This is a genomic window from Nocardioides sp., from assembly GCF_047606145.1.
Lineage (GTDB): Bacteria > Actinomycetota > Actinomycetes > Propionibacteriales > Nocardioidaceae > Nocardioides.
This window is the reverse complement of sequence record NZ_JASGET010000130.1, coordinates 1-12,316: the sequence shown is the minus strand read 5'-3', so window position 1 is coordinate 12,316 and position 12,316 is coordinate 1. Positions and strand designations below refer to the sequence as shown.

The 12,316-nt window shown below is 71.3% G+C and carries 10 protein-coding genes and 1 pseudogene; 7 read left to right on the top strand and 4 right to left on the bottom strand.

Going from position 1 to position 12,316, the window contains the following annotated elements; genetic code table 11:
• Window positions 1-131: 131 nt before the first annotated feature.
• From QM638_RS17285 to QM638_RS17270, 4 genes are all read right to left on the bottom strand, one after another.
• A complete protein-coding gene (locus QM638_RS17285; protein ID WP_415143891.1) occupies window positions 132-1,283 on the bottom strand; it encodes a hypothetical protein in 1,152 nt (383 codons plus the stop codon).
• Window positions 1,277-1,999, bottom strand: coding sequence for a hypothetical protein (locus tag QM638_RS17280; RefSeq protein ID WP_415143889.1), 723 nt, complete (start codon window positions 1,997-1,999; stop codon window positions 1,277-1,279). Before QM638_RS17280 ends, QM638_RS17285 begins: the two co-directional genes overlap by 7 nt.
• A 45-nt stretch (window positions 2,000-2,044) precedes the next feature.
• Window positions 2,045-2,797, bottom strand: coding sequence for a sulfotransferase family protein (locus QM638_RS17275; RefSeq protein ID WP_415143887.1), 753 nt, complete (start codon window positions 2,795-2,797; stop codon window positions 2,045-2,047).
• 79 nt (window positions 2,798-2,876) lie between these two features.
• A complete protein-coding gene (locus QM638_RS17270; protein ID WP_415143885.1) occupies window positions 2,877-4,892 on the bottom strand; it encodes a phosphoadenylyl-sulfate reductase in 2,016 nt (671 codons plus the stop codon).
• A gap of 206 nt (window positions 4,893-5,098) precedes the next feature.
• On the opposite strand from QM638_RS17270, the gene QM638_RS17265 reads away from it, so the two are divergent.
• The 7 genes and pseudogenes from QM638_RS17265 to QM638_RS17235 all read left to right on the top strand — a co-directional run.
• Complete coding sequence (locus QM638_RS17265; protein ID WP_415143883.1) at window positions 5,099-6,916, top strand: hypothetical protein; 1,818 nt, start codon at window positions 5,099-5,101, stop codon at window positions 6,914-6,916.
• Complete coding sequence (locus tag QM638_RS17260; protein ID WP_415143881.1) at window positions 6,913-7,680, top strand: glycosyltransferase family A protein; 768 nt, start codon at window positions 6,913-6,915, stop codon at window positions 7,678-7,680. Before QM638_RS17265 ends, QM638_RS17260 begins: the two co-directional genes overlap by 4 nt.
• Before the next feature lie 108 nt (window positions 7,681-7,788).
• Complete coding sequence (gene ftsY, locus QM638_RS17255; protein ID WP_415143879.1) at window positions 7,789-8,985, top strand: signal recognition particle-docking protein FtsY; 1,197 nt, start codon at window positions 7,789-7,791, stop codon at window positions 8,983-8,985.
• Window positions 8,986-9,170: 185 nt separating this feature from the next.
• Window positions 9,171-10,418 (top strand): ammonium transporter, encoded by a 1,248-nt coding sequence (locus QM638_RS17250; RefSeq protein WP_415143877.1) that lies wholly within the window; start codon window positions 9,171-9,173, stop codon window positions 10,416-10,418.
• Window positions 10,415-10,753: a P-II family nitrogen regulator gene (locus QM638_RS17245; RefSeq protein ID WP_415143875.1), complete on the top strand. Its 339-nt coding sequence runs from the start codon at window positions 10,415-10,417 to the stop codon at window positions 10,751-10,753. The genes QM638_RS17250 and QM638_RS17245 overlap by 4 nt, the downstream gene beginning before the upstream one ends.
• Before the next feature lie 175 nt (window positions 10,754-10,928).
• Window positions 10,929-11,267, top strand: coding sequence for a P-II family nitrogen regulator (locus QM638_RS17240; RefSeq protein ID WP_415143873.1), 339 nt, complete (start codon window positions 10,929-10,931; stop codon window positions 11,265-11,267).
• A gap of 43 nt (window positions 11,268-11,310) precedes the next feature.
• Window positions 11,311-12,316, top strand: a pseudogene (locus QM638_RS17235) ([protein-PII] uridylyltransferase); the annotation flags it as partial.

Sequence of the window (12,316 nt, the reverse complement as noted above, 5' to 3'; positions counted from 1 at the left end):
GCGCTCGGCCGAGCGCGAGCTCGACCGGCTGCGTCGCCTGATCGCCGACGCCGAGGCGCGCCCGGTGCGCCGCGGCTTCCGCGGGCGACGGCCGTAGTCGTCCCGCTGGGCACACGTCTCGGCACGCCTCCTCAGCGACCGAGAACGCGTGGCGACCAGCGGCTCCAGCGGCGGCGGCGTGAGGACTCCGGGCCGAGGAGCGGCGCGAGCTCTGCCCAGACCCGGCGCCAGTCGAGAGTGAAGTTGCGCAGCGTCGCGCGACCGTCGCCGGCCCGCTGGATCCGGACGTGCTCGCGACCGAGGTCGGTGCCTGCGACCACCCGCGGCAGCTGGGATCGAGTCGCCCGCTGGAGGAACCCCGGCCACCCCGCCCGATCGGTGTGGAGGGTCTCGGCGGGGGTGTAGACGACGCCCGGGATGTCGCGGAACCAGTCGACCTTGTGGTGGGCCGTCCCCAACGGCGTCAGGTAGCAGGTCGCCGTACGCAGCACCGCGATGCTGCCGAGCAGGTCGAGGCCGAGCATCGAGACCACCCGGTCCGGGTCCGCGACCCGTGCGGTGATCGCGGTGACCAGGTCGGCCAGTTCGCGCTGTTGCCGAGCCCATCGTGGGGTGACGTGGTCGGCGCCGGCGGGTCGCGAGAAGCCGTCGAGCAGCACGATCGCGTCCGGATGTCGTCGATGTACGGCGTCGATCAGCGATGGCAGCTCCTGTGCCGCGTCCGCCCAGGACTTGTCGCCGACCCGGAGGCCGACGTAGAGGCGCTGGCGGAAGGTCGCCACCCGGTCGCGCAGGCTCGCGGAGTCCGGGTCCTCCTCGCCCGCCCGGTCGGCTCGCGCGCACACGCGGTCGAAGGCATCCGGCCACTGGAGGCTGGTGCCCAGCGGCAGCAACAGGTGGGTGGGGTCGTCGATGTGCCGCCCGGTGATGCCGCCCCGATCCCGATGCCGCACCTGGGCCCGGTCGAGCTCGGGATAGAGCTCGCCGATCGCGCCGAAGTACTCCGACCCGACGGTGACGACCCGCCTGAGCGCCGGGAGCGTGCCGAGTGCCTGCTCCCGCGAGAGCGCACCGAACGTGTTCCAGACCAGGTGGGCGAAGTTCTCCGGGCCACCGAGCCGGACGGTGATCGCCGGCCGTCGGCGTGGCCGGTCCACCGCCGGCGACCCGACGTCGCGGTGCCGGCCCAGCGCCTGCGCGAGGTGCGCCTTCACCAGCGGCCAGTCGCGCACCAGCGCGCTGCTCGGGTGCTGACCGACCACGTTGCGATCATGGATCACCACCAGCAGATCCGGCCCAGATCCGGCCCGGGCAGGTAGACCCCCAGGAGCTGCCCCGCCACGCCACCGACGATCAGGTAGAACTCGTCCTCCGGCCGGGAGCCGGTCGATGCGGTGCCGAACCGGTAGACGACGGTGCCGAAATGGACGAAATAGCCCAGGTAGGCGGCCCGGGCACCGGTGCGGGGGTCGTCGACGACCAGGCGTCCGCGCCGCAGTGTGGAGCTCTGGTAGGCGGTCAGGCGCTCGGCCCGCCGTACGGTGCTCCGCTGGGCGGTCACGGTGACCGAGGCGTCGACCTGGGCGCGGACTCGTGGATCGAGCCGGAAGGCGGGGGAGCGCAGCAGCGTGGCGACCTCGACGCCGTGCGCGGCCGCCTCGGCCGCGGACACCACCCGAGTGCGATCGCCGAGCAGCGCGGCCAGTTCGAGCGATGCCTTCGACCACTCCGACGGCCACCCTGCCGCGCGGCCCTGCAGCACCCCGGTGGCGTGCTGCAGGGCCTCGACCGCGGTAGCGACCCGTCCGGTCTCGTCGTCGCGGCGGAACCGACCGGGGCCCTCGAGCCGGACCAGCTCGCGGGCCAGGGCGACCGGGAACGGGTCGGCCGCCTGGATCTCCGCCCACAGCGCCTCGGCCGCCTGCTCCGGTCCGTGCTCGGCCAACAGCTCGCGCAGGTGTGCTGCCGCGGCGGGGATCTCGTCCGGTGAGGTGGGCACTGTCTGGGGCTCTCGGTGGTCGCTCGGTGGTTGCTCGGTGGTTGCTCAGTAGCCGTAGAGCTCGATGTCGGCGGCGTACAGGGCGCGCACCCGTCGGACGAGGTCGGGTCGGTCGTCGTACACACTGGACGTCGGTCGGGTGCCCTGGTTGCGGTACGTCACCGGGATCTCGCGAATGCCGACCGCGGAGCGGATGACGGCGAGGTCGTCGGCGAAGCTCTCCAGCCGCCCGATGTGGTCGTAGGTCACGTCGGGGTGCATCAGGTTGATGTGCTGTGGCCGCCAGTGCGGGTCCATCTCCGCGACCGGGTCCTGGCGTTCCGCCGCGGTGAGGAACTCCTCGAAGCTCGGCCGAGGGCCGCCGTCGAGCTCCTGGCCCAGCGACCTGCGCACCTGGTTGCGCCAGCGGGGATTCGACGCCTTGACGACCTTGTCGAAGTACGCCGACTCCAGGCGGGTGAGCGGATCTCGGACGAACGTGAAGCGGTAGGCGCCGCCGGCGAGCATGCGCAGCACCACCGGCCAGCCGATCTCCGCGGGCGGCGGGATCAGACCGTTGCGATGGATGTCTCGCGGAGCGAAGGTGTCGTCGCAGGAGTGGAGTCTGCTGAGCCAGAGCAGGAGCGTGGAGCACCCCGCCTTGGGGTTCTTGACGTAGACCAGCCCACACTCCGGCAGCGCGTACAGCGCCGAGCCGAGGGGTTGGCAGGGGTAGTAGCGCCGCCGGAGAGCGACGCGAGTCAGCTTCTTCAGCGGCGGTGGGGAGGCCGGCGGTCGCGGCTCGGGAGGTGCGCTCATGCTGAGTGCCGGGACACCCGTCGGCCGGGGGCGCGGGAATCGCCGGGCGTGAGGCCCGCGCCCCTGGCCGGTGGGTTGGTCAGACGCCGGCCGTCATCTCGGAGAGCACCGACGCCGGGTCGACGACATGCTCGGCGTTCCACGCCGACAGGGCCGGGATCTTCGAGCGGTCGCAGCGGTCGGCGTACTTCCGGGTGATGGCGACGACCTCCTCCATCAGCCCCTCGCTCAGGGTGATGGGGCTCAGACCGAGGTGCAGGAACCGGTCGTTGGTGACGTGCAGCTCGTTCTCGTCGGCCTCGTTGCGCGGGTTCGGCACGTTGGCGATCTTGGCCCCGGTGCGGTCGGAGATCATCGTGGCCAGGTCGCGCAGTCGGTGCGTCTCGGTCATCTGGTTGAACACCGAGACCCGGTCGCCCTTCGACGGCGGGTTCTCCAGGGCGATCTGGATGCACTTGACGGTGTCCTGGATGTGGATGAACGCCCGCGTCTGGCCGCCGCTGCCGTGCACGGTGAGCGGGTGCTCGATCGCGGCCTGCATCAGGAACCGGTTGAGCACGGTGCCGTAGTCGCCGTCGTAGTCGAACCGGTTGATCAGCCGCTCGTCGAGCTTGGTGTCCTGGGTCTGAGTGCCCCACACGATGCCCTGATGGAGGTCGGTGACCCGGACCCGGTCGTTCTTGTTGTAGTAGGCGAACAGCAGCTGGTCCTGGGTCTTGGTCAGGTGGTAGACGCTGCCCGGGTTCGCCGGGTAGAGGATCTCCTGCTCGACGACCCCGCCCTCGTCGGTCTGCACCTGCACGGTCAGGTAGCCCTCCGGGATCTTCATCCCGGCGGTGCCGTAGCCGTAGACGCCCATCGTGCCCAGGTGCACCACGTGGATGTCGAGACCGCTCTCCACCACCGCGGCCAGCACGTTGTTGGTGGCGTTGAGGTTGTTGTTGACCGTGTAGCGCTTGTGCCGGCTGCTCTTCATCGAGTACGGCGCCGCGCGCTGCTCGGCGAAGTGCACGAGCGCGTCCGGCCGCCAGCTCTCGAACAGATCGAGCAGCCGCTGGTAGTTGACGGCCACGTCGATGTCGTGGAACGCGATCTCCTTGCCGGAGACCTCCTTCCACGCGCGCAGCCGCTCGCCCATCGGACGGATCGGTGTCAGGGAGGAGACCTCGAGCTCGATGTCGATCTTGCGGCGGGAGAGGTTGTCGACGATCGCGACCTCGTGACCCTGGGCCGAGAGATGTAGCGCGGTCGGCCAGCCACAGAAGCCGTCGCCTCCGAGAATGAGTACCCGCATGGTGTTCCTTTCATCGTCGGTCGTGATGACCGGTGGTGGTGCCTGGCTCGCGGGGGCAGGCTCGATCGGCGCCGACGCGGCGCCCGTCTGGAGGACCCGGCTTCGTTGGATGCGTCCGGTCGCCGGGTCGACATGGATGCCACACTCCTTGACCGCGTCCAGCTCCCACCACCAGCGCCCGGCGCGGACGTCCTCGCCGTCGGAGATCGCGCGGGTGCAGGGCGCGCAGCCGATGCTCGGGTAGCCGCGGTCGTGCAGCTTGTTGTAGGGCACCTGATGCTCGCGGATGTAGGCCCACACCTGCTCGTGGGTCCACTCCAGCATCGGGTTGAACTTGCGCAGGCCGTGCGCCTCGTCCCAGGACTCGGCCTCGAGGTCCCGGCGGGTGACCGCCTGCTCGCGGCGCAACCCGCTGAGCCAGGCGGCCTTGCCGGCCAGGATCCGGTTCAGCGGCGCGACCTTCCGCACCTCGCAGCAGCCGTGTCGCAGCTCGACGCTGTCGTAGAAGCCGTTCTGCCCGTGCGCCGCGGTCCAGGCCGAGACCTCCTCGGCGTCGGGCGAGATCATCGTGATGATCGGTCCGTAGCGTTGTCTCACGCTGTGCGCCAGCGCGTGGGTCTCCTCCGGCAGCCGGCCGGTGTCGATGCTGACGATCTCGATGTCCAGGCCGTGCTTGGCGATCAGGTCGGTCATGACCATGCTCTCCGGGCCGAAGGCATTGGTCAGCACCGCGGGTCGGAACTCCGCCGCGACCCTCTCCAACACGCGACGCGTGTCGGCGAGAGCGGCTCGGTAGTCCACCAACTCTCAGCTCCCGGACATCGTGGAATCGGTGACGGACGAGCGTCAACGATCTGCTTGGTCGAGGGGACTGTACGCCACGAATGTGTCGCATCCACGTCGGCAGCGCCGGGGCCGGCCGATCACCATCTGGACCGGCGCATCGGAATCCGTAGTCCTCCGGCGCTGCGGTGCGGGCCGTCCCGCCACCCCGATAGGGTCCAGCCATGAACTCGTTGCGGCGCCGCGACCCGGCATCGAGCCCGGCGACGAACCCGGTGCCGGGCTCGTCGCCGGGTTCGTCGCCGGACTCCTCGGCGCGGCCGACCGCCGAGGAGACGACGGCGACGCCCGCGGAGATCGAGCTGCCGCTCCCGTTCGCCGGGATCCCGGCCGAGGCGGTCGCCGAACCGGTGCCGAGCGAGCTCTTCGACCGCTCCTTCTACCGCGCCGCCTATCCCGACGCCGTCGCCGGGCGGGGGCCGCGGGAGCACTTCGCCGGCGGCGGCCGGGTCGAGGGCCGGGCCCCGAGCCTGGGGGCGGTCTACCTGGCCGAGGCGATCAGGCTGCGGGCGGCGTACTCGGCCACGCCGATGGCGGATCTGGTGGCTCGGCTGCCCGCGGACAAGAGACATCGGGCGGCGACGGACGTGCCGTGGAAGCGGCTGCGGCTGTGCACCCATCCCGACTTCTACGCCGCGCAGCTCGACGCCGAGGGCCGGCGCGAGCTGGCGGCGATCCCGCTGCCGCCGTTGGACGCGGCCGTGGCCCACTTCCTGGCACGGGGCGCCGACGACGGCCTGCGACCGACCGCGCTGTTCAACCAGGAGTGGTACGTCGCGCGACAGGCCGAGCGTGGGCAGCCGGTGCCACCGGGCGCGCAGCCCTTCTTCCACTGGCTCACCACCGGCTGGCACGAGCGGGTGGTGCCCACCCCGCTCTTCGACGCCGACTTCTACCAGAGCCGTCACCCGAGCGTCGCCAAGGCCGCCGACTGGGCGTTCCAGCATTACCTGACCAGGGGCTGCTACGAGACCCACTGGTATCCGAGTCCGACCGGGAAGCACCACGACGGCGCCGCCGATCCGGACGCCCGGCGCGCCCGGAGGCCGCTGCTGCTCCCGATGATGCTGCACCGGGCCGAGGAGTACGACCTCGCTCGGACCAGCTGGCTGGAGGAGGGCCAGGTGGTCGCGCTGGAGCGCTATCGACGGTTCTGGGACTCGCCCCGGGTGGCGGAGCTGGTCGCCAAGGTGGCGGCCATCGAGCCGTTGGTCCACCAGCCGTCGCGCACCCATCTGACGGTGAGCACGCCGCCCTACCGTCAGGGGCGAGTCCACCTCTATGCACGGGCCGAGCAGGTGCGACGGGCGCTGGACAGCGCCTGCTTCGATGCCGTGGTCGTGGTGCCGGGCGACGATCGGGCCGATGCGCTGGCCGAGGTCGTGGGGGACGCGCTGCGGCGTCGTACGCCGAACGCGAGGGTGCTGCGCGTGATCGCGGATCGCCCGGCCGACGAGCGCGCCGGCGGGGACGCCGGTGATCGTGCCGGTGCCGGTGATCGTGCCGGTGAGGGGGTGCGACCGGATGCGGCGTCGGACCGCGTCTTCGACCTGACCCCCTTCCTGAGCGGGATGTCGGACAGCCTCCGGGTCGATCTGTTGCTCGACCTGGTCCGCGGGGTCGAGGCCGGCCAGGTGGTCAACCTCGACAGCCCTCTCGGCTGGGAGCTGCTGCTGGCCTACGCGCGGCAGCTGTCGGTGCGGTCCTCGCTCGGCGCCGTACTGTTCCCGGCGGACGACGGCGACAGCCGCAACAGCGGCGACGGCGATGACGGCGCGGGGCGGACCGCCGAGCGTGCCCGGCTCGTGGAGGACGTCTTCGCCAAGCTGGACTGGCTGCTGCTCGAGGAGGGCGAGCGAACCGATCTGATCGATCGGTTCGTGCTGCCGCGGGTCAGCCGGGACCGACTGGTCGCCTTCGACCAGGCGAGTGCGGCGGCCGCCGTGGCCGGTGCCGTGGAACTGCCGAGGAGACGCGCATGAGCGAGGCGCCCGGGCCGCAGATCACCACCATCCTCACCGGTCACGCCGAGGGGCAGCTGATCGGGGTGACGTTCCGCAGCATGCTGGACGCCGTGGCGGCCGCGCGCGCGACCGGACTCGAGGTCGAGATGATGGTCGTGCTGGACAAGCCCGACCCGGCCACGGCCGAGGCGCTCGCCGAGGCCGAGGAGCACGGCTGCCGGGTGCTGCGGGTGAGCTTCCCCGCCGCCGACCACGCAAGCGTGCGCAACCACGCGGTGGAGCAGGCGCGCGGGGAGTACGTCGCGTTCCTGGACGGCGACGACCTGTGGACCGAGAACTGGCTGGTGGAGGCCCATGCCATGTGCCAGACCGATCCGGGCCGGGTGATCGCCCACCCGGAGGTGGACTGGATCTTCGACCACGGCAGCAACCTGTGGTTCCTGCTCGACCAGACCGACCCGGCCTTCGACCCGGCCTATCTGCGGGTCTTCAACTATTGGGACGTGCTCTGCCTGGCACCCCGGGCCGCCTACCTGGAGCATCCGCGGCAGCCCCGTGCCATCGAGGCCGGCTACGCCTACGAGGACTGGCACTGGAACCTGCAGACCGTCGGCGCCGGCTATCTGCACCGGGTCGTGCCGGAGACGATCCACTTCAAGCGCCGCCGCAAGGCCTCCCAGCTCACCGTCGCCATCAGCAACCGGTCCCTGACTCCCGACCACGAGCTGCTCACCTATCGGGGCATGGCCGCCTGGGAGAGCCGGACGGGCGAGACCGGCTGAGTCGTCGGGTCGAGTCGCGGTCCGACTATCGGGCCGAGTGCGGGGCCTCGTCCGCCGGGCTCGGCGGCCCCGGTGCGGAGTCGGGAGCGCCGGACCGGCTCTGAGAGGATGGCGCCCATGGTCGAGATCATCATCCTGATCGCCGTCGTCGCGGTCCTGCTCATCGGCGGGACCGTCGGCCTCGTCGCGAGCAACCGTCGCAAGCAGCGCTCCTCCTCGGCGTCGTCGGCCGCCTTAGGCCGGGCCGGGAGCACGGTGCTCGACAGGCCTGCCGCCCCGACCGGCACCACCGGCACCACCGACGCCACCGGCACCGCGCCGCCGGCCGAGCCCGAGGCTCCCGTCGAGACGCCGGCCGAGCCGGCCGCGCCGACCCGGGAGCGGCCGGAGGGCACCGCCTCCCGACTGGTCCGGTTGCGGCAGCGGCTGGCCGGGTCGCAGGGCGGGCTCGGTCGAGGACTGCTGGCGCTGCTGTCCCGGGACAGGCTCGACGAGGACACCTGGGAGGACCTCGAGGACCTGCTGATCACCGCGGACGTGGGGGTCGCCCCGACCCAGGAGCTGGTCGAGCGGCTGCGCACCCGGCTGCGGGTGGAGGGCACCGCGGCCGGCGAGGTGCGCTCCGTGCTCCGTGACGAGCTGGTCACCCTGGTCGACGCCGGGATGGACCGGCGGCTGCAGGTCTCCGGGAGCGACGGTGTGCCGGGCGTCGTGCTGGTGGTCGGCGTGAACGGCGCCGGCAAGACCACCACGGTCGGCAAGGTCGCCCGGATCCTGGTCGCCGAGGACCGCCGGGTGGTGCTCGGCGCGGCCGACACCTTCCGCGCCGCGGCGGTCGAGCAGCTGGCCACCTGGGGGGAGCGCGTCGGGGTCGAGGTGCTCCGCGGGCCCGAGGGCAGCGACCCGGCGAGCGTGGCCTTCGACGCAGTCCGGGAGGGCGTCGACACCGCGGCCGACACGGTGATCGTCGACACCGCCGGCCGGTTGCAGAACAAGGCGGGCCTGATGGACGAGCTCGGCAAGGTCAAGCGCGTCATCGAGAAGCAGGCTGCGGTCAGCGAGGTGCTGCTGGTGCTGGACGCGACCACCGGCCAGAACGGACTGATCCAGGCCCGGGTGTTCAGCGAGGTGGTCGACGTGACGGGCATCGTGCTGACCAAGCTGGACGGCTCGGCCAAGGGCGGCATCGTGGTCCAGGTCCAGCGCGAGCTCGGCGTACCGGTCAAGCTGGTCGGCCTCGGCGAGGGCCCCGACGACCTGGCGCCGTTCAGCCCGGAGGCCTTCGTGGACGCCCTGCTCGGCTGACCGCGCCGGCCCGCGACATCCAGCCGTAACCGGAGCGGACGAGGTGTTACCTGCCCGAAACATGTGAGGCCGAGCACGGAAACCTCCGCCGACCAAGGTAGCAGCCGAACGCAGGCGGGTGTGGCACCTGCGACGACGACGTCATGGCCGCCCGCCTCCCGAGATGCGATATCCATGGAGGTTCTGTGGACGGCTATTACGCCTGGATGATCGTGGCCACGGCGCTGGTGTTGATGATGACCACGCCGGCGCTGGCGCTGTTCTACGGCGGCATGACGCGATCCAAGTCAGTGCTGAACATGTTGATGATGTCCTTCACCGCGATGGGCGTCGTCGGCATCATCTACTACCTGTGGGGTTGGTCGATGTCGTTCAGCGACAGCGGCAACACCTTCTTCTCCAATCCGTTCGACCTGTTCGGGATGAAGGGAGTGGAGTGGGGCTCGCTGATCGGCGTGTCGTTCCAGATGACCTTCGCGGTCATCACCGCTGCCCTGATCAGCGGCGCCATCGCCGACCGGGTCAAGCTGTCGTCCTGGCTCGTCTTCATCGCCATCTGGGTGACCGTCTGCTACTTCCCGATCTCACACATGGTCTGGGGCGGAGGCTTCATCACCGAACACTGGGCTCCGCAGGACTACGCCGGCGGCACCGTGGTGCACATCAACGCGGGTATCGCAGCGCTGGTGCTGGTGCTGGTCATCGGCAAGCGGATCGGCTTCGGCAAGGAGCCGATGCGGCCGCACAACCTCACCCTGACCATGATCGGCGCCGGGCTGCTCTGGTTCGGCTGGTACGGCTTCAACGTCGGCTCGATCGTGCTGGGCGGGAGCGAGGAGCAGAGCACCAACCAGTTCATGAGCGAGACCGGCATGACGTTCGTCAACACCACCGTCGCCACCATGGCCGCGATGCTGGCCTGGCTGGCGGTCGAGCGGATCGTGCACGGCAAGGCCTCGGCGCTGGGTGCGGCCTCGGGCATCGTGGCCGGCCTGGTCGCGATCACGCCGTCCTGTGGCGCGGTCGAGCTGGTCGGCGCGCTGGTGATCGGCATCGTCGCGGGCGCGGTCTGCTGCCTGGCGGTCGGGCTGAAGTACAAGTTCGGGTACGACGACTCCCTCGACGTGGTGGGCGTCCACCTGGTCGGCGGCATCCTGGGCAGCCTGCTGATCGGTCTGGTCTCCAGCTCGGACGCGCCCGGCGGCATCGACGGCCTCTTCTACGGCGGCGGATTCAGCTCGCTGGGCGACCAGTTCATGGGCGTCTTGGTGACCATCGTCTGGACCGGCGTGCTGACCACCGTCATCGCGCTGGCGATCAAGTACACGATGGGCTGGCGGGTCTCGGAGGAGGCCGAGATCGACGGCATCGACTCCGACCAGCACGGTGAGACCGCCTACGAGATCAGCGCGGGCTCGGGGGTCCTGGCATGAAGCTCGTGACAGCGGTGATCAAGCCGCACAAGTGGGAGGACGTCCGCGAGGCGCTGGAGAGCTTCGGCGTCACCGGGATGACCGTCTCGGAGGTCAGCGGCTACGGCCGGCAGAAGGGCCACACCGAGGTCTACCGCGGCGCGGAGTACGACATCGCGCTGGTGCCCAAGATCCGGATCGAGATCGTGGTCGACGACGCGGACGCCGAGGAGGTGGTGAGCCTGGTGGCACGCACCGCCCAGACCGGACGGATCGGCGACGGCAAGGTGTGGGTGGCCCCGGTGGAGACGGTGGTGCGGGTGCGCACCGGCGATCGGGACGCGGCGGCACTCTAGCGAGCCGGCAGGCAGCGCGGCCCGGCCCGCCGGGGCCGGGCCGCGCGACCGGCGTACGACGGATGCGGCGCCGGATTCGAAGCCGTACGGCATGATGCAACCAGATTCGCCGGATCGGTCAGAGAGGCCGGATCGGTCGGGGCATGCCGTCGACGTGGCGTTTCGGAGGAGAGAGATGAAGCTCGTCACAGCGGTCATCAAGCCGCACAAGTGGGAGGACGTCCGGGTAGCGCTCGAGGCGACCGGCGTCACCGGGATGACCGTCTCGGAGGTCAGCGGCTACGGCCGGCAGAAGGGCCACACCGAGGTCTACCGCGGCGCCGAGTACGACGTCGCGCTGGTGCCCAAGATCCGGATCGAGATCGCCGTGCCGGACGGCGACGTGGAGGCGGTCGTGACGGCCATCGCGACGGCGGCCCGCACCGAGCGGATCGGCGACGGCAAGATCTGGGTCTCACCGCTGGACACCATCGTCCGGGTCCGCACCGGCGACCGGGACGACGCCGCCGTCTGAGCGGACCCGGCAGCCCTCGAAGAGAACAGGACAGCGCAGACACGTGAGTGCCGCGGAACGAGCCGCCCGCACCGCCGCCGCCGATGTCGTCTGCGCCGAGGCCTACGCCTCCGTGGGCGGCCCCGAGACCGGGGTCGCCCTGGTGGCCGTCGGCGGCTACGGGCGGGCCGAGCTGGCGCCGTACTCCGACTGGGACATCGTGCTGGTGCACGACGACGAGGTCGACCCGGGCGGGGTCGCCGCCGAGGTCTGGTACCCGTTGTGGGACGCCGCGCCGAAGCTCGACCACTCGGTGCGGTCGATGTCCCAGATGACGGCGGCCGCGGCCGGCGACCTGCGGGTCGCACTGGGGCTGCTCGACATCCGGCATCTGGCCGGTGATCCCAACCTGACGCTCCGGCTGCGCGCCACCATGCTGGCGCACTGGCGGCGGCACGCCCGTGCGCAGCTGCCGGCGCTGGCCGAGCTCACCGAGCAACGGCACCGCAGCCTCGGTGAGCTCGCCCACGCCTCGGTGCCCGACCTGAAGGAATCGGCCGGCGGCCTGCGGGACGCGACGGTGCTCAAGGCGCTGGTGGCGACCTGGCTGGTCGACGTGCCGCACGAGGAGCTGGAGCGTTGCCGGCGTGCGCTGCTGGACTGCCGCGACCTGGTGCATGAGCTGGCCGGTCGGGCGGCGGACCGGATCGTCCCGGAGATGTGGGAGGAGCTGGCCAAGGGCCTCGAGCTCGACGACGGACGCACCGCCCAGGTCTATGTGCGTGACATCGGACGCCGGCTGCTCCATCTCTCCCGGCTGGTCTGGCGCCGGGTCGACGCGGTCCTCAAGCGACCGCCCGCCGCCGGGCCGCGCCGGCCGCAGCTGACCCCGCTCGCCCCGGGCGTCGCGCTCTCCGCCGGTGAGGTGGTGCTCGATGCCGGCGCCAAGCCGGCCGAGGACCCCCTCTTGCTGCTGCGTGCGGCCGCACTGGCCGCCGAGGCCGGTGTGGTGCTGGCGCCGCCCACGGCCGCCCGGCTGGCCCGCGAGTCCGCGCCGCTGCCCGAGCCCT